This is a genomic window from Bdellovibrio sp. HM001 (assembly GCF_055397275.1).
The window spans coordinates 700,113-718,108 of the sequence record NZ_AP029174.1 but is presented as its reverse complement, the minus strand read 5'-3'; the positions used below and the strand labels follow the sequence as shown (position 1 = coordinate 718,108).

Here is a 17,996-nt window from a genome sequence, read left to right as displayed (position 1 = left end):
ATTACCTACCCGATGAAAAGGCACCGTATTTATAAATGTAATCGCAAACTTCCCGAACCGCCCCGCAACCACCAGGTCTGCGAGTCACGTAATCAGCAACTTCCATAACTTCGTCCACCGCTTCGGGGACGGTTGCTCCAAAGGCCACTGCCTGAATCATCGGAATATCGAAAATGTCGTCACCGATGTAAGCCATTTCCGCTGTGGAAATGCCGGATTCCTGCTGCAGTTGTAAGAAAGAAGGCTCTTTGTCGAGAGCGCCTTCGTAAAAGTAATGAATTCCCAGGGATTTCACACGAGCGCGAATGTCTTCTGCTTTACTGCCGGTGATGACCGCAATCTTGTAACCCGCTTCTGTCAGGCGTTTGATGCCAACGCCGTCACGAATTGAAAAGAAGCGACGCCATTCTTTGCCGTCAAACCACAAACGCGTGTCAGTTAAAACGCCATCAACGTCGAGCACCAACATCTTGATATTTTTAAGTTTTGATATTTCTAATCCCACTGAATCATTGTGAAAAATAAAAGATCAAGGAGCAAGTGCCCCACCCTGATACAGGACTTAAGGTTTGATTCAGTTCACGACGAACGTCCAGCAGGCTGTAAACTAAGACCCAGGGCGTTTTGACAATAACTCCAGTTCATTTACTCGCTGCTGTAATTTGAAAAGCTGCTTTTCAAGCTCCTGGACCCGCTGCTTAAGAGCCTGGCTGTCCGCAGAGGGTTCAGCCGCTGGAACGGTCCCGTTCAAAAGTCCAGCCCCAAGTTCAGCCCTGCGCAAATTCAACTCCTGAAGCTTTTCCAGATCCGCATCTTCCACAAAACCATCACCCACGGCCTGCTGACTTTTCAAAAGCTGATGTTGGTCGTGAATCTGGCGACTGAGCTGCGCCATTTTTTGCAGATTCTGCCAGGAGTTTTGCAGTTTCGAAAAATTCGGCGGGAACTCTCGCGTGATCACAGAGAACACGATAACAAACATGACCAAAGAAACAAACAGACTGCGTAAAAGAGAACTTAAAATCTTGGCCAATGCCGTTTTCATTCATGACTCCTGAAATGATATTTGACTCAAGATAGAAGCGATGGTCAAGTGAGCCTAAATGGAGATCGCTATGACCAGACTCGCGCTTCTTTTGACCAGCTTCTTGCTTGTTGCCTCTTTCGGATGCACCCAGAAAAAGGAGGAGTCGACCTCCTCCCCTGCGGAAAAATCCTCATCAAAAAAAGAACTCATCGTCGGAACAGATGCTGCCTATGCCCCGTTTGAAAGTGAAAATGCCGACAAAACCTTGAGTGGATTTGATATCGAGATCATGCAGGCCGTGGCCGCAAAGGCGGGTCTGCAAATTCAGATTGTAAACACCCCTTGGGAAGGTTTGTTTAATCAATTGAATTCCGGCGACCGGGATATTCTGATTTCAGCCATCACGATCAATGACGAGCGCAAGAAGTCCATGGATTTCTCGGATCCCTACTTCGAAGCCGTTCAGCTGATCGCAGTCCCGAACAAATCCACGGTCACCAAATTTGAAGACCTGAAGAAACTTAAAGTCGGGGTGCAAATCGGGACCACTGGCGACAGCGTTGTCACACAACTTCTGGGCCGTGACAGCTCCAGTATCAAACGTTTTGAAGGAACGCCTTTGGCCTTGCAAGAACTGATTAACGGCGGCGTGGATGCTGTGGTGGCCGATAACGGAGTCATCAACAATTTCTTTGCCAACAACCCGAAGAACTTCAAAGTTCTTTCGGACACCAGTTTTTCCAAAGAGGTGTATGGCATCGCAGTTAAAAAAGGGAACACAGAGTTGTTGCAAAAAATCAACTCTGGCCTAAGCCAGATCAAGGCTGACGGCACCTACGACAACATTTACAGAAAGTACTTTGGGGAAAAGAAAAACTGATGTTCGCGTGGTTTCGCACTGACATTATCATCGAATACTGGCCCTTGTTTTTACAGGGGCTGAAAACAACCCTGATCCTGACCGGTATTGGCATTTTCTTCGGCACCATTCTGGGACTTTTTCTGGGCCTGGGAAAAATCGCCACGGTCGAGCGGGGCCTCTGGAAGTGGCCGGTTCAGCTTCTCATCCGCCTTCCTTCTCAAGTCTACATCGGCTTTTTCCGTGGAACTCCCCTTTTCGTTCAAATTCTGCTGATCCATTTTGCCTTGGTGCCACTTCTGATCCATCCCGATGAAGGTCTGTTGATTCAAGGAGAATGGGCTCTGTACCTGAAGCGCGAATATGGCGCCTTGATTTCTGGTGCGATGGCTTTGAGCTTGAATTCCGCAGCTTATATCGCCGAAATCTTCCGAGCCGGGATTCAGTCCATCGACCGTGGACAATTTGAGGCCGCTCGTTCTTTGGGGTTAAGTTATTTCCATACGATGAAGTCCATCATCATTCCACAGGCATTCCGTCGCATGTTGCCACCGCTGGGGAACGAAGCCATAACACTTTTAAAAGATTCATCCCTGGTGTCGGCCATCGGCTTAGCTGAGCTGGCCTATGCGGCCCGCACTGCCGCCGGTGCCTATGCTCGGTACTGGGAACCATATTTGTTCATCTCTTTCCTTTATCTGGTTATCACGCTGGCCATGTCCTTTGTCGTTCATCGTCTTGAAAAAAGGTATCAATCCGCATGATTAAAATTCAGAATTTGCAGAAATATTTTGGCAGCAAGCAGGTTCTTAAAAGTGTCACGTGTGAAATCAAGGACAATGAGGTCGTCTGCGTGATCGGTCCTTCCGGATCTGGGAAAAGCACCTTTCTTCGCTGCATTAATGCTTTGGAAACGGCCCAGGGCGGAACTATTGAAGTCGACAGTTTCACCGTGACGTCTGCGGAAGCGGACCTGAATAAACTGCGTGCTCATGTAGGCATGGTTTTTCAGCGCTTTAATCTTTTTCCCCATAAAACGGCCCTGGAAAACATCATGCTAGCACCAATGAAAGTCAAAGGCCTGTCGTATCAGGAAGCCAAGGACAAGGGGCAGGACCTTTTAGCGCGTGTCGGCTTGGCGGACAAAGCCCATTCCTATCCTAGTGAGCTTTCCGGAGGCCAGCAGCAACGTGTGGCTATTGCACGCGCACTGGCGATGGAGCCTCAAGTAATGCTTTTCGATGAACCAACTTCAGCCTTGGATCCGGAAATGGTGGGTGAGGTGTTGGACGTTATTAAATCTCTGGCCCATAGCGGAAAAACCATGATTGTCGTGACCCACGAAATGGGTTTTGCCCGTCAAGTCAGCGATCGTATTATATTCATGGACCAAGGCCAGATCATAGAACAAGGCCCCCCGGACAAAATATTCAGTTCGGCGGAAAGCGAACGCACTCGCACGTTCCTAAGCAAAGTCTTGTTACATCATCAATAAAGAATTCCGGGCCTTAAAACTTCCGGGGGCTGCAGATGGGTCAGCATCGAGTTTCCAAACTTGGAAAAGGATCCTTGCTCCAACTGGAAGTAACGAATCAGGTCGACCATCCACAAGGGAATTTTCTTTTCGCACTTTAGCTCCAGTATGACATTGCACCCGGGCTCCTCAAAGGACCCTGGGTGATCATAGTGACTGAGGCCTTTCTCATCAGGTGTCACACACCATCGATCCGTCTCTTGATAGCGCAGGTCTCGGTCAAAGGTCACCCGGGCATAATCATCAATAAATGACAAATAGGCCTTGCGTCGATACTGGGTCAGAATGACCGGGCCCACGTTGTAGGTCTGCTTCATAAAAATAAAATTCTCAAGATTCATCCTGGAGCCTAACTCCATCCCCGCAGGTACTTGACCCCACTCTAAGATGTCCATCCAATCGGCAGTATCGACTTTGGCTCTTTTCTTGCGCACAAAATCCCGCAACTTATATTTGATCTCGAAAAAGTACGGGGGCTGAGGCGAACCGCCGTAGGAACGAACCCGCATATTAAAGCTAAAAGCATTGGCCGCTTCTTTAAAGCGCAGTAGATAGAGACTGGGAGTGTCCAGATAAAGACTGTTGATTGTGTAAAACTGGTCCGGCGAAACCCGAGAGTAATAGTCCATTTCGCAGTACCGTTCCACGAACTGAGAGATCGGCCCTACCAGACTGAGGGGTATTAGATACTTCAGCTCATAGCGTTCCAACGCCATAGGAGAAATCGGCCCGCTCATAAGGACACCGTTTTTAAGGTTCGACTTAAAAAATTGCGGGTGGGCTCTTCCGTCAGCCGCTCGTTTTCCAGCAGATATTCCACATAAAGAACTAAAATTTCCTGCTGCTGGGAAAGTAACTCCAGCTGAGCCTGTTCTGATGACATTCGATTTTCGATTTCGGTCAGTGTGTCCACACTCCGCGACTTCTGACTGAGCACCAAACCGGACTTCAACATCTTATAAAGACTTCCCAGGTTCTGAATTTGATTACGCAAACTCTGCAGTCGGTCCTGACTGCCCGAGGCTTCCTTTAACTTCAGTGCTCTTTTTAGAACCAGTTCGTTCTGCTTTTGTCGGGACAAATCATCCGCCCCCAGACCAGGAAGCTGAATACTCAACTCCACTTTATAGCCGATCTCTTCATCCTTACGGCTTTGCGAAACACCCACCCCTTTGATCCACTGGTTCTCTCGTGCGCGCAGAATTTCAAGTTCCTTTCCCAGATCTTTGTATTCTGCCCTTAAGAGCCGTGCCGTTAATGAGCTGTCATGCGCCTTCTGAGAATTCACCGCTTCAAGCACATCCTCTACGGTAAGTAAGTCGAAGTCTGCCAGACTGTCCTCTTTCCAGTCCGGAGCCCACTGCCTGATTTTCTGCACAACGGCCTGGTGCTCTTGAGCCAAAACATTTTCAAGACGTTTGAGCTTGTAAATATCAGCCTGTGCCGAAAGAAAAGACTTGCTGGTGCTGCGGCCTGCCCGCAAAGAAAGCCCCTGAGCTTTAAGATAGTTCTCGGAAAGTTTAAGAACTTTATCCAGTGCGATTCTTTTCTGACGGGCGATTTCAAATGAAATCAAATGCACATAACGTTCATGCAGAGCCCAGGCAAGAGACGCTTCTTTTACAATTTTTGTTTGTGAGTCCGCGCCAGCCCCGAGCTTCCACTCTGGCCAAGAGCGGAACTGAAACTTCAAGCCCACCTCGTACTCACGATTTTGATCTTCACTTTCCACAGAGGCGAAGGCCTCGACATTTCTTAGGGGGTTGCTGGAATCCGTGGAACGCATTTTTTCCTGGGACAAAACAGTTTCATCCTGCCAGGCCGTTTTCAGAACTTGCTCAGCAGTCAAGGCCAACGAAGGCGTGGAATAAAACGAAAGACAAAGCACCCACAGCATTAGGGTGTCCTTTTTTCTGATGTTGGCAGAACCACAAATCGTCCACCCGATTTAGTTTCAAAAACCGCAAAAAGTTTTTTACTTTCCGGATGCATGGCCAACGCCTCCAGATGAGAGTATGAATAATCACGAACCAGCTCGGCCTTGGGTTTTTCGGGCTTCACTTTCCAGACGGCACTGCATGAAACACCCCGGCAACTGGATGCCACATAAAAGTCCTCGCCCAGTTTCACCACATCAGTGACAACAGATTCCGCTTTCTCATGGGGCAGCGTCATCTCAAACTCAGCCTCGACATGAACCCGCTCCGGTGCCAGTGGACGATCCTCAAAAAGATCCTGGAAATCATCGATTCTTAAAATCAATCCTTTATTCAGAGCCAGAGCCGGCCCCTTGAGCGCCAGATACAGACTTTCACCTTCTATTGCATGACCTTCCACTTCGAAACCCGTTCTGGGATTCTGCTGATCCAAAATTGCCAGCCGATTCAGAGTCTGATCTTTGGATCGCGCCAGGGCCTGCAAAATCTTTTCGCGCAGCTCAACTGTCTGCTCCAGATGATAGCGCAAACCATGGCGGCGGACTTTGGCAAACAGATGTCGATCCCGTTTCAATTTGCCCTTTTTAGTTCGGGACATTGATCCCATCAGATAAAGACGGTCGCCCCGCAGGGACACGGACTCGATGTCCTGCATTTGCTCCAGACCAGCTATTGAAATCTGATGAGATTGCACCTGACCCTGTTCATTCATCAGGAAAAGAACAGGTCGATCTTTGGGGTAATCATCGGAAACCAACACAAACTGGCGCAGCTCGGGAATGAAAACCATGCCCGACATTTCCGGACGGAACCGGGTCAGAACGTCTTCAGGCAATTCCAGATCTTGTGGCAGATCATTGGCCGAGTCAGTGACGACTTCATCCGCCTGAGCAAAATTAACAAATGAAAGCCCCCAGCGCTTATACACAGAAACTTTTTCCCCGAGCAAAAATCCATTCGTCGGCGGAATTTTAATCACCACCTCGCGTCCCCAGGCCGGCAAGGTCTGAATTCGCAAAAGACGCTCTGGAATAGGCACGATCCGTGAACCAACACTTATGACCTGACCGCGAACAGATTTGCCAGCACTGGAAACAACCTCCACGCTTTGGCCCACGGACAACGAGGAGTTCAGGTTTTCATTCACATAACCGTTCACATAGGTGGGATTCAAAGGCAACAAAGTGATCAGCGGCGCAAAGGATGGAGCCTTTTCACCGCTTTTAAAATTAACCGCTCCAACCGCGCCATCCACTTCGGCAAAGACAAAAAGATTTTTCAATCGGCTTTCGATCAGATCCATCTCGCGTTTGGTGTCTTCCAGATCCACACGCAAAGGATCCGCTTCGCTGGGCACCGCGGAACCCAGATCCTGGGCGATACCTGCAATCTCACGACGCAAACGCATTTCTGCATTGAGTTTATCATAGCGACTTTTTAAGACTCGCAGCTGAGCATCCCACTCGGACTGTTCCAACTCCGCCAGCAGATCGCCTTTTTTAACAATCTGGCTGGGCATCACATAGATGTGCTTAATTTCAACGGGACTGTCGAAATTGATCTGATATTCACGTGATTCTGCCACCCCCAGAATATTCACGGGATCTGAGCTCAATAAAAAGCCCAATACCAGCACCAAAACCACAGCGCCAATCCAGCTGCCTAATAAAAAACGGTTTTCGGTCCCGAAGACCTCGCTCATCTTCAAGCTACACCTCGATCACCGATTCCTGGTTCATGAAATTCAGACCCCGAACCGAGGGGACTTTGCCCAATTGTTCCACCAACTCCGCCGATGTTGCGCGCGGATTCAGGCGCACCTGATAGGAAAAGTCCAAACGATCCCCCTGCGCAACCTCCCGGATAGTAGCCAAGGCAAAATGCCGGCAGGATTGTCCCAAAATGCTTTCCACCTCTCGCTGATCATCGCCAGAACGGGAAAGATTCAAACGCAACAGACCATCAAACTGCGGGCCCGAGGCAAAAGGAGACCTTTGCAGCACCAGCAGTGCCGAGATAAAACAAACGGCCCCGATAATCGCAATGCCATAAGCATGCACCCCCGAGGCCAGTCCCACCGCCAAGGAGGCAAAAATAAAGAACATGTCCCGCGGATCTTTGACGTTGGTGCGAAAGCGCAACAGGGACAGAGCCCCGATCATCCCAATACCGCGAGCGACATTGTCACCGATGGCCTGCATCGCGATGGCAATGACAATCGGAAGTAGAATCAAACCGTGCAGAAAATTAAGTGAATAGGAAAGACCGCGAAATGTGCGTACGTACGCCACCGCTAAAGCCGTGCCCAAAATAAAACTGAGTAAGAACGCATAGACGACGGAAATCCAAGTCGGGTTTGCAAATGATGAATTAAGGACCGCAAAATCCAACATACCCTTGCCTCCTCATAAAGTCAGGAAGGGCCCATCTTTCAAACAATCCCCTGTTATCTCAACCAAAATAAAACATAATGACAGAGACTTAATAGCATCTCTGCCCCTGCTGGATCTGGCAATTCACATACTGCTATCTGACAGATTACACAGAAGAAATCCTCTGGTGTTTATTCTGCCACTAAGACCTCCCGCTGTTGGCCGATTCTTCTGGCTCAGCTTAGGCTTTACTCAAAGGACCTATGCACTTCAAATCAGGAGGATCTATGAAAACTCTGTTTACAATCGCCTTATTTTCGTTCTTGTTCAGCCTTTCCTCAGCACAGGCCACTGAGGATGTCAGTGCAGGCCTGAACTATTTGAATCAAGTTTTGGATGTTTCACAGGATCTCAGCGGCGGAACGGAGAAGCTCAGCTCCAGCCCCGAGACACAAACTTACACGTGCCGGGCCTGGACTCGTTGCTATAATGGCTACACGATTTCCTGCTGGGCACGGGGCTACGGCTGTTATGCTGAATACATCCCTGGCTATCGTGTGTACTGCGAAGCCTGGGACCGTTGGGGCAACACCCGTTACGCTGTCGACTACTGCTACTGATAATGAATGCCCTCAGATAAAGGGACCTTTTTTGGGTCCCTTTATTGTCACCTGTCAGGCAATTAGACACCCCTTCCCCCCACAGATGGCAGCAGATTGAAAAAACTCCAGGCACAGATTATGAAACAGCGGCAAACGTCTGGAAGGAGTGCCCATGGTACGTCTGTTCACAAAAAATGTTTTAACGATGTTGGCTGGAACCCTGATGGTGTCGTCCGTGGCATCCGCCAAAGTCTATGTCAACTCCGTCTGCCACATGAAAACTTCCGCTAGCACAAAAGAAATCAAAGGTGATGGCGATATCACGAAAAAGTTCCCTTTGGCCTCAATCTCCAAAATCGTGACTTCCCTGTGGGCAGTTGAAAAACTGGGCGTGGACTATCGTTATAAAACGATTCTGCATCTGACTCCGACGGCAAACGGCCGTATGGACATCCATATCGAAGGCAGCCGTGACCCCATGTTCGGGCGCAACATGAGCTACTTCCTGATCTCTGAATTAAACCGCATGAAGATCACTAATATCGAGAAGCTGACTTTCGATGAAAACTTCCTGATGCACTGGCTGGCCGAAGAATCCCCTTTGATCGGCGGTGTCACACCAAGATATGAAACCATCGAACAACAAGCGGCCGTGGTTCGCAAGCACCTGCTTGAATATTTTGCCACTGCCATCAACAAGTCGATGTATTCCAGCCTGCGCACCAAAGCCACGAAGAACAATGTTTTCATGCTTGAAAAACCAAGCATCACGGTCCGCTCTGTGGAGTTTGTTCCGAAATCCCAATACAAAAAAGAGCAATTGACGGCTTCAGTTGTTCTGAAGTCAGCGCCGTTGCGCATGCTTTTAAAGCGCATGAACAATCAATCCAACAACTATATTGCTGACAATCTTTATTGGAATTTGGGAGGCACGTCGGCCTTTAACTCTTTTGCCCAGTCCACGCTGAATGCAACCAGCAGTCAAATCGTGTTCCATAATGGCTCCGGCAATAACGAAGGAACGACCGCCAAGCCGATCTACAACGAGGCCAGCTGCGAAACGATGATCAAAGCCATCTATGCCCTGAATAAGGCTCTGGCGGCAAAAGGTTACAAACTCAGCGACGTGATGGCTGTGGCTAATAAGGACTCTGATTCCACTGTCGACAACTTTGGTGGCGTCGCCAGCGGTGCGATGGTCGCTAAAACAGGAACGGTGAACAAGGCTAAAACTTTGGCCGGCAGCATTTCCACCAAAGACGGTGAGTTCTTCTTTGCCATTCTTCTGCATGCGGATATGGACCAGAACAGTTCGGATCGCGGTGTGGCCACTCAGATGATCAAAAACAAAGTGGCTCAGATGATCAACAATCGTTCCGGCCCGCGTGCGATCAATTATACTGAGTTCATTCCTTTGGCTTTCGATACAGGTTCCTACCTGACGGAATATCAGACGATCACGCCTGCACCTTCAGTCAGTCTCAACAAACAATAATAAAATTGTTTTTCAAAACCCTGGAAAGGTCTTCTATAATAAAGACTCTTTCCGGGGAAAATATGCCTATTATACTGTTGTCGGTCCTGACCTTGGTCCTGGTTCAATGTTCCTATTTTCAAAATAAAAACAATCCCGTTCAACGCGGAACTGCCGCATCCCGCATGGTGCTGGATAAAAGCGGTTATCTTTACGATCCTACTGACACCTCCTGCGACGGCTTTCCGCGCGTACAGGTGGAAACGATGCCGGGCACCTGCCTTGGAATGGTCCTCCCCCGGGATCGCGCCATGGACAATGCCACACAAAAAAGCTTTATCAAGCCCCGCACCATTTTGCAGATCGGAAATACACGCAACTTCCTGGTGGTGGACATGGGGGGCTGGAGTCCCCAGAATGGCCGCCTGTTCCTGCTGACCCCTTCCGCGGCAGGCCCTTATGAAATCAAAACACTGAAAGTGGGCCTGGAAACACCGCATGGCCTGGCACTGGGACCAGACGGATTCTTCTATATCGGTGAGCGCACACGCATTTCCAAGTTTCACCTGCAAAACAATCAACTGACAGATTGGACCCTGGTGATTGGCGACATCGCCCGCAAAGAGGGTTACATGCATCCACTGTCCCAGTTCGTTTTTGATCCGCGCAATGGGGATCTTTATATCAATTCCGGATCTCCGAGCGATCACTGCGTGGTTCAAGGCACTGGGGCTTATAAGACGTGCCCGGAAGAACAAGCTCAAGGCAACGGAGCCATCTATCGTATTCCAGCAGAGCATCTTAAGAATCTTCCCCCAAAAGGTTTGCGCTTCTTTGAAGTGGCTGCGGCGGGACTTCGCAACTCTATGGCGATGGCCATTTCCGATGCGGGCTTCCTGATTCAGGGGGAAAACAGCCGTGACTTCCAGGAACTGGAAGAACCCTATGAAGAAATCAATGTCGTCGATCTGGATAACGGTCGCGGTTATCACTATGGATGGCCTTACTGCTATAACTTCCACGCGACGTCTCCAGAGTGGCTGTTCCCGGAAAATAAAAATCTTCCTTTGCACAAACAATTTAAAAAGCCCGTGGACTGCGAACAGAGGCAGCCCCGCGAAGTCGGTGACTATCAAGCCCCTTGGCTGCTGATGCCACCACACGTGGCGCCTCTGCACATGGCCTATTATAAGGGTAAGATGTTCGCAGATCTTTTCGGCGGACAACTGCTGGTGACCTGGCACGGTTACCAACCCGCCGGGCATCGTCTGGTGGCCTATCCGGTGGATGACAAAGGCCGACCCCGTGCTGATGAAAAAAGCTCCGTCTACAACGTGAATCAAAAAGGGGCCTGTTCCGCTCGTAAGGCCTTTGCGCCTCACGGGGGTATGGATCGCCATGGATCTTACCGCGAAATCATTTCCAAGTGGGACGAGGTCAAGGGCCTTCGCCCGAAGGGAGCTCCCGTGGCATTTACGGAAGCTGTGGATGGTTCTTTGTGGATTGTCGAGGACCGCGAAAATCGCACGATCCTGCGTCTGGCCCGCACTCACAACGCAAATTATCAGGAGCCCTGCGAAGGGAGACGCTCTAGCGTGGACCCGCAGGTGCAACTGCTGGCCTGGAGATCCGCCATCCGTGAAAATGCAAAACTGGAAGAAGGCTACCGCCAAATTCAAACGGGCCTGATTCAAAAGCACTGTCTGGGCTGTCACGGCAATATGCAGGCTCAGGACATCGCAAGCGACCGCTTCAGCAATCTGGATTTCCTTATTAAGAACGAATGGATTTTGCCGCGTGAAGTGGAACGCAGCAAAGTCTATGGAGCTGTGGCCCGTATCGAGGGTTACACTCCCATGCCTCCGGCAGACAAAGAGCAGATCTATGGCACCGCCGAAGGTGAACGTGTGAATAAGATCATTGCCGCCTGGATATCAGCTCTGCCGACAGATGTGGATCAGCGCTATTCGCAGGTGAAGATCGTGGATACACGCAATATCCGCGCCGCCCCCAGCACCAGCGCCAAAGTCTGTGGGCAGGCTGTGAACGGGGATCTGGTTTATATTGATCCTCGCCCATCTTCCGTGGTCACAAACAACGGGCACAAATGGAGTCGGGTCTATCTTGTGCCTTCGCACAGTCGTCTGTTTAAGGGCACCTGTCAGCCCCCGGAAGATGGCGTGTACTACATAGCCCGCTAGTGAGGTTTTCCGCCGCTCTGTCAAAAAGAAGGACAGTTCTTGTATTACAGAGTGATCAGGAAAACCCGTATAAAACTCTGTATTAGAATCCAAGCTCTAGCTTCGATGGCATCCTTTATGCTTTACCTCCGGAGATATCTATCGGTCTGGAGGATCTATGATTCGGGATTCACGTTTGAAAGCCCTGTTGGTGCTTGCCTGTGTTGGCGGCCTGACCAGCGCCTGCGAAGTTAAAAAGAACCTGGATGACATGCACAAAGCCACGGTGGAGATGAGTGAAACCACCAAACGCATGGAAGAAAAAACCGGCGAGCTGGATAAGAAATCCGGCTCTTTGGACGATAAAACCGCTGAGCTCTACGATGCCTTAAGACAGGGTAACGCCGCTCTTTTGCGCAAAGAGTTCCTGCAACAAATGAATGAATCCAAAGAAATGGCCAAGAAGCTCAGTCTGGGCGTGAAGTACTTCTGGGCCTATGAGTTCCAGTTGTGGTCCATGCAAGGCTTGGATAACGATCACCGCCGTGAGGAGTTGGCTTCCTCCGCCGCCCGTGAATTCATCCGTGAGATCCATGAATATGCTCCGACGGAAGAGTTCATTTCTCCAACTTCAGACAACAATACCGAAATGAATTTCCTGGCGCTGGTGACCACTTTGCACGAGGTCAACGACAAGCAAAAAAACCGCGTGGACCCTAAAGGTATTGAGCATATGTCGATGCTGTCATTGATTGAACGCGCTCTGAAGCAAAAGACGGATCTGGATGCGGGTCGTATTTCCATCAATGATCTGAAACCAGCTTCTTACGACCTACTGGCTTTTGAAAACAAGCTGATCCAGATTCTTCAGGCACGTCAGAACTTCATCCTGACCATGCTGGTGGCCAAAGCCAGCAACATCGATAAAGACCTGAAGACGAAAATCAAACTGGGTCTTTTAGGTATGAAGTGGTCGTTGGATCTGGGTCGTTATAACGATGTTGAAATCAACGAAATGACCCGCTATCTAAAGGCGGTCCTGGACACAAGAGCCATTCTGAAGAATGCCGGCCACGCGATTGTCGTGGATGAAACCATTCAAAAAGTCATGATGAATGGTCAACTCACTAAAACCAAGCCCCAGAGCAAAGCCCGTTTGGCAGCAGAGTCCCAGATCGCGGACTACATCCGACAAGTCCGCAGCGACTCCATAAAAACAAAATAACCCTCCGCCTTTCCTACCCACAACCAAACCAAGGGAGCGAACCTTGTGCCCGCGGTAAAAAGCGCCAGCGGGAGGCGCCCCGTGAAGGCGGGTCGGCGACCGACGTTGTCGGGCTCGCATCCCGATACAAGGAAAACCCACCTCGAAGCCAAAATACATACAATTAAAAAACAGAAAAAAGAGAAATTGGTGGAGCCGATCGGGATCGAACCGACGACCTCAACACTGCCAGCGTTGCGCTCTCCCAGCTGAGCTACGGCCCCACATAGTGACAAGATCCAATAATAGCCCTAAAATCTTTTAAATGAAAAGCCAAAAATTGCTGTTTGTCTGCCTGGGAAATATCTGTCGCTCCCCCACTGCCGAAGCCGTGGCGGCTCACCTTATTCGCCAAAAGGATCTTCCCTGGGTGGTGGACTCTGCCGGGACCTCTGGCGCCCATGACGGCGAAACTTCCGACCCCCGCAGCATTCTGCACGCTCAGCGGCGGGGGTATGAATTAACCAGCATCTCTCGGCAAATTCGCGAGTCCGACTTTTACGATTTCGACTGGATTCTGGCGATGGACCGATCCAACTTGGACTTTATCAAGCGCATCTGCCCGGATGTCAGCCTGCTGTCGAAGGTCTCGCTCATAACCGACTATTGCTCTGAAAAAAGTTATCAAGGCGTCCCCGATCCTTACTATGGAGGGGCCGAGGGCTTTGATGAGGTGATAGACATACTGGAGGATGCAATCGAGGGCTTGTTTGAAAAAGTCCTCGATTACGGTGATAAAACTTAACGAACCTTGGCGCGCAACAAATCCTGGATGTGCAGAATACCCACCGGCTTTCGTGGCTGGGCTGAATCCTTGTCCAGCACAAAGACCATTTGGATCTGGAACTGCTCCATCACGAACAGGGCCTTTTCTGCCAGCTCGTTAGCATCAATGGTGCGTGGGTTGGTCGTCATCAGGTCTTTGGCGACTCCTGTCAGAGGATCATTGGATTTTTCCAGGCGGCGACGAATATCACCGTCGGTGATAACCCCCACCAAATCCCCTTTTTCATCAACAATACCTGCAGCACCACGCACGTCTTTATGGGTCATGATAGAAAGGACCTGACGTACTGGCGTATCCAGACTGACCGTCGGCAAAGCTTCCCCCGCATGCATCACATCGCGAACACGAGTCAGGAGACGATACCCCAGACTGCCCCCTGGATGGAATTCTGCAAAGTCTTCGGAGCTGAAGCCTTTTTCCGCCATCACGGCCATTGCCACAGCATCGCCCATTGCTAATGTCGCCGTGCTGCTGGCCGTTGGCGCCAACCCCAAAGGACAAGCCTCTTCCGAGACATGCACGTTCAGGGTCACTTGGGCGGCTTTAGCCAGCGAAGATTCTGGCTTGCCGGTGATGGCCACCAGCGGGATGCCTTTGCGATTCACAAAACGCAGAATGCCTGCAAACTCTGGAGATTCACCGCCATAAGATAGAGCCATGACCAGGTCATTATTTTCCACCAGCCCCAAATCCCCGTGAGAACTTTCAGCCGGATGTAAAAAGACCGCCGGCGTTCCTGTCGAGGAAAAGGTGCTTGCCAGCTTGCGTGCGATCTGACCGGACTTCCCCATCCCCGTCAAAACAATCTTTCCGTCGCAGGCTTTGATCATTTGAACCACTTTTTCAAAGTCCGGGCCGATGCGTTCTTTCAAAGCCAAAATAGCCTGCGCCTCGACATCCAAAACTTTCAAAGCCTGCTGAATCACTCTAGACATAGATCAAACCTTTCTTACTTCTTCTTCAGGCTGGCTTTTACAAAGTGCACGAAGAGAGGATGCGGAGCCAGGGGCTTTGATTTAAACTCCGGATGGAACTGCACCCCAATAAACCACGGATGATCCGGCAGCTCCACGATTTCAACCAGATCACGTTCTTTACAGATCCCTGAAGCCACCATTCCGTTTTTCTCAAACAGAGCTTTGTACTTGTTGTTGAACTCAAAGCGGTGACGGTGACGCTCCATAATAGAGGAGCTCTTATAAACCTGATGCGCGCGCGTGCCGGAAGCGATGGCACAAGGGAAGGCCCCCAGGCGCATCGTTCCGCCTTTGTTGACGATGCCTCGCTGTTCGACCATGGAATCGATCACAAAGTTTCCACTGCGTTTGCTTTCCGCATGGAACTCGCGACTGGTGGCATCCTTAATGCCACAGACATTGCGCGCAAACTCAATTGCTGACAATTGCATACCGAAGCAAATGCCAAAGAATGGAATACGCTTTTCACGGGCAAACTTGATGGCCGTAATCTTGCCTTCCACTCCACGGGTTCCAAAACCACCCGGCACCAGAATTCCGTCCACTTTACCCAGCAAGGAATTCACCGTTTTTTCATTCACATTTTCTGAATCGACATAGATGATTTCCACACGGGCATTGTTGGCCACGCCCCCATGAACCAAGGATTCATGCAAAGACTTGTAGGACTCTTTTAAGTCGACATACTTTCCAACCACACCAATCTTGACGGTATGAGCCGGGTTCCCCAAAATCTTCACCAGATTCTGCCAGCCTTTTAAATTCAGCTTGCCAGCAGACAGACCCAAACGAGCAATAATCAATTCATCCAGTTTTTCTTTGTGTAAAGACAGTGGGACTTCATAAATGAAACGACTGTCCTGCGCGGCAATGACGTTTTCAGGTTTTACAGAACAGAACAGCCCAATTTTGGCCTTCAGATTATCATCAATGACTTTCTCACTTCGGCAAACCAGGAAGTCCGGCTGCAAACCGATTTCACGCAGCTCTTTCACCGAGTGCTGGGTTGGTTTGGACTTTAGCTCTCCCGCCGCAGCGATATAAGGGACATAGGTCACATGCACAAGGACGGAGTTTTCCATGCCCACATCATTGCGCATTTGGCGGATGGCTTCCAAAAACGGCTGACCTTCGATATCCCCGACCGTTCCGCCGATCTCTACCAGAATGATCTCGCTGCCTTGAGCCGCTTCATAAATACGTGCTTTGATTTCATCAGTGATATGCGGAATGACCTGAACCGTCCCCCCAAGATAGTCCCCGCGTCTTTCACGGTTTAAAACCGTGTCATAAATCTGACCGGTGGACACAGAGTTGGACCGATTCATCAGTGCAGAAGTGAAGCGCTCATAGTGACCCAAATCCAAGTCGGTTTCAGCACCGTCTTCGGTGACATAAACTTCACCGTGCTGCAACGGCGACATTGTCCCAGGGTCCACATTCAAGTAAGGATCAAATTTCATGATGGTCACTTTGTGACCGCGGCCTTCCAGCAATGCCCCAAGGCTTGCTGCTGTCAGCCCCTTGCCAATCGAGGAAACAACGCCCCCGGTGACAAAAATAAATTTCTGCTTCAAAGCCTTCTTCGTCGACTTTGCGGTTGAAACCCTGGTGGTTGCCTTTCTCTTCGCCATTACATCCCCTGTGAGCTTAAGAGTTTTTCGAGTCGCGCCAGATCCTCGGGAGTATCCACCCCGACACTGGCTTCCTTGACTCTGATAACTTTGATTTTAGCGCCTAAATACAGTGCACGAAGCTGCTCCAGACTCTCGGCTTTTTCGATGAGGGCCGGAGGAGCTTCACAGAACTGCTTTAAAAAACCTTTGGAATAAGCATACATGCCAATATGCTTGAGACACCCGTCCATCGTGCCAGCATCAGCCGCAGACAAGCGCGAATAAGGAATGGCATACCGGCTGAAATAAAGAGCCTCATCACGGAAGTTTGTGACCACTTTGACTGAATTTGGTGACTGCAATTCTTCCGCGCTGATTGGGTGAGCCAGCGTAGCCATGTCCATTTTCGGGTCGTCCACAAAGACCTGCGCCAAACGGTCAATCAGCTCGCCAGTTACCAGCGGCTCATCCCCTTGAATGTTGACAACAACATCACAGGGCACATCTTTGATTGCGGCATGAATACGATCACTTCCCGTCGGAAGGTCGCTGTCAGTCATCACGACTTTAACACCCACCGCTTCCGCAGCGGCCCTGATGCCCTCGTGATCGGTGGCGACAATCACCTCGCTCAGAAGTTTCGACTTCTTGGCTCCTTCCACCGTCCACTGAATCAGCGGGCGGCCTTTCAAGTTCACCAGAGGTTTTCCGGGAAATCGTGTAGAGCCAAAACGAGCGGGAATCACGCCAACAATTTTCATTCTTTTACCCAATTTTCATAAATATATTCTTCGACCGCGTCCTGCCCTTCCTTTTTCAAAGAGGACACCGGAAACACAGCACTGAGGCCTGAAGCCTTTTTGACTTTTGCTGTCGCCTGCAACATTTGACTGCGGGACATTTTATCGGCTTTGGTCAGCACGACCGCCAAAGGGAAACCACGTCTTTCAGAGAATTCTTTCAAGAGTTCCTCATCCTGGGTCCACGCACGGCGAATATCCATCACCAGCACCAGACCACGCAGATTCTCTCGATTCATCAAATAAGTTTCAATCATGCGATGCCATTCACGCATTTCGTCGCCCGAACGAGCCGCAAAACCGTACCCTGGCATGTCCACCAGTACATAGGACTGATCCAATTCAAAGAAGTTCAGCAGACGAGTTTTACCCGGCGTCGAACTGACTTTGGCGATCTTGTTTTTGGTCAGGGCATTGATGAAAGACGACTTTCCAGCATTGGAGCGACCGGCGATGGCCACTTCTGCTTTTTTGTGTACAGGGAAGTCTTTTTCCAGAACGGCACTTTTAATGAATTGAATCGTCTTTGGCATAGCCAAGACTATCAAAGCTCACCCCTTTTCTCAA

General features: G+C 50.0%; 18 protein-coding genes and 1 tRNA gene. 8 read left to right on the top strand and 11 right to left on the bottom strand.

What is annotated here, in order from left to right; translation table 11 throughout:
- Nucleotide 1: 1 nt before the first annotated feature.
- Nucleotides 2-505: a KdsC family phosphatase gene (locus tag ACZ5ZZ_RS03515; RefSeq protein ID WP_464120220.1), complete on the bottom strand. Its 504-nt coding sequence runs from the start codon at nucleotides 503-505 to the stop codon at nucleotides 2-4.
- A gap of 102 nt (nucleotides 506-607) precedes the next feature.
- Nucleotides 608-1,045 (bottom strand): hypothetical protein, encoded by a 438-nt coding sequence (locus ACZ5ZZ_RS03510; protein WP_464141267.1) that lies wholly within the window; start codon nucleotides 1,043-1,045, stop codon nucleotides 608-610.
- Between the two features lie 70 nt (nucleotides 1,046-1,115).
- On the opposite strand from ACZ5ZZ_RS03510, the gene ACZ5ZZ_RS03505 reads away from it, so the two are divergent.
- From ACZ5ZZ_RS03505 to ACZ5ZZ_RS03495, 3 genes are read left to right on the top strand one after another with little or no spacing between them, the layout of a single operon-like run.
- Nucleotides 1,116-1,907 carry a basic amino acid ABC transporter substrate-binding protein gene (locus tag ACZ5ZZ_RS03505; RefSeq protein WP_464141265.1) on the top strand — a complete coding sequence of 264 codons (792 nt, stop codon included), beginning with the start codon at nucleotides 1,116-1,118 and terminating at the stop codon, nucleotides 1,905-1,907.
- On the top strand, nucleotides 1,907-2,650 hold the full coding sequence (locus ACZ5ZZ_RS03500; protein ID WP_464133478.1) for an amino acid ABC transporter permease: 744 nt from the start codon (nucleotides 1,907-1,909) through the stop codon (nucleotides 2,648-2,650). The genes ACZ5ZZ_RS03505 and ACZ5ZZ_RS03500 overlap by 1 nt, the downstream gene beginning before the upstream one ends.
- Entirely contained in the window at nucleotides 2,647-3,381 is a 735-nt protein-coding gene (locus ACZ5ZZ_RS03495; protein ID WP_464133475.1) for an amino acid ABC transporter ATP-binding protein, read from the top strand. The genes ACZ5ZZ_RS03500 and ACZ5ZZ_RS03495 overlap by 4 nt, the downstream gene beginning before the upstream one ends.
- Here ACZ5ZZ_RS03495 and ACZ5ZZ_RS03490 read toward each other — a convergent pair.
- From ACZ5ZZ_RS03490 to ACZ5ZZ_RS03475, 4 genes are read right to left on the bottom strand one after another with little or no spacing between them, the layout of a single operon-like run.
- A complete protein-coding gene (locus tag ACZ5ZZ_RS03490; protein WP_464141263.1) occupies nucleotides 3,375-4,157 on the bottom strand; it encodes a VTC domain-containing protein in 783 nt (260 codons plus the stop codon). The two genes, ACZ5ZZ_RS03495 and ACZ5ZZ_RS03490, sit on opposite strands and share 7 nt — an antisense overlap.
- Nucleotides 4,154-5,317: a hypothetical protein gene (locus ACZ5ZZ_RS03485; RefSeq protein ID WP_464141262.1), complete on the bottom strand. Its 1,164-nt coding sequence runs from the start codon at nucleotides 5,315-5,317 to the stop codon at nucleotides 4,154-4,156. Before ACZ5ZZ_RS03485 ends, ACZ5ZZ_RS03490 begins: the two co-directional genes overlap by 4 nt.
- Nucleotides 5,317-7,059, bottom strand: a complete 1,743-nt coding sequence (locus tag ACZ5ZZ_RS03480) for an HlyD family secretion protein (RefSeq protein WP_464141260.1) — start codon at nucleotides 7,057-7,059, stop codon at nucleotides 5,317-5,319. Before ACZ5ZZ_RS03480 ends, ACZ5ZZ_RS03485 begins: the two co-directional genes overlap by 1 nt.
- Nucleotides 7,060-7,066: 7 nt before the next feature.
- Complete coding sequence (locus ACZ5ZZ_RS03475) at nucleotides 7,067-7,750, bottom strand: DUF4956 domain-containing protein (RefSeq protein ID WP_464133467.1); 684 nt, start codon at nucleotides 7,748-7,750, stop codon at nucleotides 7,067-7,069.
- Nucleotides 7,751-8,016: 266 nt separating this feature from the next.
- On the opposite strand from ACZ5ZZ_RS03475, the gene ACZ5ZZ_RS03470 reads away from it, so the two are divergent.
- The 4 genes from ACZ5ZZ_RS03470 to ACZ5ZZ_RS03455 all read left to right on the top strand — a co-directional run bounded on the left by ACZ5ZZ_RS03470 (nucleotide 8,017) and on the right by ACZ5ZZ_RS03455 (nucleotide 13,210).
- Nucleotides 8,017-8,349: a hypothetical protein gene (locus tag ACZ5ZZ_RS03470; protein ID WP_464141258.1), complete on the top strand. Its 333-nt coding sequence runs from the start codon at nucleotides 8,017-8,019 to the stop codon at nucleotides 8,347-8,349.
- Nucleotides 8,350-8,503: 154 nt separating this feature from the next.
- Complete coding sequence (locus ACZ5ZZ_RS03465; RefSeq protein ID WP_464141256.1) at nucleotides 8,504-9,826, top strand: D-alanyl-D-alanine carboxypeptidase; 1,323 nt, start codon at nucleotides 8,504-8,506, stop codon at nucleotides 9,824-9,826.
- Nucleotides 9,827-9,888: 62 nt separating this feature from the next.
- Nucleotides 9,889-12,006 (top strand): PQQ-dependent sugar dehydrogenase, encoded by a 2,118-nt coding sequence (locus ACZ5ZZ_RS03460; protein ID WP_464141254.1) that lies wholly within the window; start codon nucleotides 9,889-9,891, stop codon nucleotides 12,004-12,006.
- A 157-nt stretch (nucleotides 12,007-12,163) separates the two neighbouring features.
- Nucleotides 12,164-13,210 carry a hypothetical protein gene (locus ACZ5ZZ_RS03455; protein WP_464141252.1) on the top strand — a complete coding sequence of 349 codons (1,047 nt, stop codon included), beginning with the start codon at nucleotides 12,164-12,166 and terminating at the stop codon, nucleotides 13,208-13,210.
- Between the two features lie 187 nt (nucleotides 13,211-13,397).
- On the opposite strand, the gene ACZ5ZZ_RS03450 is transcribed toward ACZ5ZZ_RS03455, so the two are convergent.
- Nucleotides 13,398-13,473 (bottom strand) — tRNA-Ala (locus ACZ5ZZ_RS03450).
- Between the two features lie 41 nt (nucleotides 13,474-13,514).
- Here ACZ5ZZ_RS03450 and ACZ5ZZ_RS03445 point away from each other — a divergent pair.
- Complete coding sequence (locus tag ACZ5ZZ_RS03445) at nucleotides 13,515-13,994, top strand: low molecular weight protein-tyrosine-phosphatase (RefSeq protein WP_464141250.1); 480 nt, start codon at nucleotides 13,515-13,517, stop codon at nucleotides 13,992-13,994.
- Here ACZ5ZZ_RS03445 and ACZ5ZZ_RS03440 read toward each other — a convergent pair.
- From ACZ5ZZ_RS03440 to yihA, 4 genes are read right to left on the bottom strand one after another with little or no spacing between them, the layout of a single operon-like run.
- Nucleotides 13,991-14,971, bottom strand: coding sequence for a KpsF/GutQ family sugar-phosphate isomerase (locus ACZ5ZZ_RS03440; protein ID WP_464133453.1), 981 nt, complete (start codon nucleotides 14,969-14,971; stop codon nucleotides 13,991-13,993). The two genes, ACZ5ZZ_RS03445 and ACZ5ZZ_RS03440, sit on opposite strands and share 4 nt — an antisense overlap.
- 14 nt (nucleotides 14,972-14,985) lie before the next feature.
- A complete protein-coding gene (locus ACZ5ZZ_RS03435; RefSeq protein WP_464120205.1) occupies nucleotides 14,986-16,647 on the bottom strand; it encodes a CTP synthase in 1,662 nt (553 codons plus the stop codon).
- Nucleotides 16,647-17,390, bottom strand: a complete 744-nt coding sequence (gene kdsB, locus ACZ5ZZ_RS03430) for a 3-deoxy-manno-octulosonate cytidylyltransferase (RefSeq protein WP_464141249.1) — start codon at nucleotides 17,388-17,390, stop codon at nucleotides 16,647-16,649. The genes ACZ5ZZ_RS03435 and kdsB overlap by 1 nt, the downstream gene beginning before the upstream one ends.
- A complete protein-coding gene (yihA, locus tag ACZ5ZZ_RS03425) occupies nucleotides 17,387-17,962 on the bottom strand; it encodes a ribosome biogenesis GTP-binding protein YihA/YsxC (RefSeq protein ID WP_464120203.1) in 576 nt (191 codons plus the stop codon). The genes kdsB and yihA overlap by 4 nt, the downstream gene beginning before the upstream one ends.
- Nucleotides 17,963-17,996 lie beyond the last annotated feature (34 nt).

What these genes read in the sequence shown, in the direction of transcription:
- ACZ5ZZ_RS03510 (WP_464141267.1), bottom strand. Translation starts at nt 1,045, where the DNA reads ATGAAAACGGCATTGGCCAAGATTTTAAGTTCTCTTTTACGCAGTCTG.
- ACZ5ZZ_RS03505 (WP_464141265.1), top strand. Translation starts at nt 1,116, where the DNA reads ATGACCAGACTCGCGCTTCTTTTGACCAGCTTCTTGCTTGTTGCCTCT.
- ACZ5ZZ_RS03500 (WP_464133478.1), top strand. Translation starts at nt 1,907, where the DNA reads ATGTTCGCGTGGTTTCGCACTGACATTATCATCGAATACTGGCCCTTG.
- ACZ5ZZ_RS03495 (WP_464133475.1), top strand. Translation starts at nt 2,647, where the DNA reads ATGATTAAAATTCAGAATTTGCAGAAATATTTTGGCAGCAAGCAGGTT.
- ACZ5ZZ_RS03490 (WP_464141263.1), bottom strand. Translation starts at nt 4,157, where the DNA reads ATGAGCGGGCCGATTTCTCCTATGGCGTTGGAACGCTATGAGCTGAAG.
- ACZ5ZZ_RS03485 (WP_464141262.1), bottom strand. Translation starts at nt 5,317, where the DNA reads ATGCTGTGGGTGCTTTGTCTTTCGTTTTATTCCACGCCTTCGTTGGCC.
- ACZ5ZZ_RS03480 (WP_464141260.1), bottom strand. Translation starts at nt 7,059, where the DNA reads ATGAGCGAGGTCTTCGGGACCGAAAACCGTTTTTTATTAGGCAGCTGG.
- ACZ5ZZ_RS03475 (WP_464133467.1), bottom strand. Translation starts at nt 7,750, where the DNA reads ATGTTGGATTTTGCGGTCCTTAATTCATCATTTGCAAACCCGACTTGG.
- ACZ5ZZ_RS03470 (WP_464141258.1), top strand. Translation starts at nt 8,017, where the DNA reads ATGAAAACTCTGTTTACAATCGCCTTATTTTCGTTCTTGTTCAGCCTT.
- ACZ5ZZ_RS03465 (WP_464141256.1), top strand. Translation starts at nt 8,504, where the DNA reads ATGGTACGTCTGTTCACAAAAAATGTTTTAACGATGTTGGCTGGAACC.
- ACZ5ZZ_RS03460 (WP_464141254.1), top strand. Translation starts at nt 9,889, where the DNA reads ATGCCTATTATACTGTTGTCGGTCCTGACCTTGGTCCTGGTTCAATGT.
- ACZ5ZZ_RS03455 (WP_464141252.1), top strand. Translation starts at nt 12,164, where the DNA reads ATGATTCGGGATTCACGTTTGAAAGCCCTGTTGGTGCTTGCCTGTGTT.
- ACZ5ZZ_RS03445 (WP_464141250.1), top strand. Translation starts at nt 13,515, where the DNA reads ATGAAAAGCCAAAAATTGCTGTTTGTCTGCCTGGGAAATATCTGTCGC.
- ACZ5ZZ_RS03440 (WP_464133453.1), bottom strand. Translation starts at nt 14,971, where the DNA reads ATGTCTAGAGTGATTCAGCAGGCTTTGAAAGTTTTGGATGTCGAGGCG.
- ACZ5ZZ_RS03435 (WP_464120205.1), bottom strand. Translation starts at nt 16,647, where the DNA reads ATGGCGAAGAGAAAGGCAACCACCAGGGTTTCAACCGCAAAGTCGACG.
- kdsB (WP_464141249.1), bottom strand. Translation starts at nt 17,390, where the DNA reads ATGAAAATTGTTGGCGTGATTCCCGCTCGTTTTGGCTCTACACGATTT.
- yihA (WP_464120203.1), bottom strand. Translation starts at nt 17,962, where the DNA reads ATGCCAAAGACGATTCAATTCATTAAAAGTGCCGTTCTGGAAAAAGAC.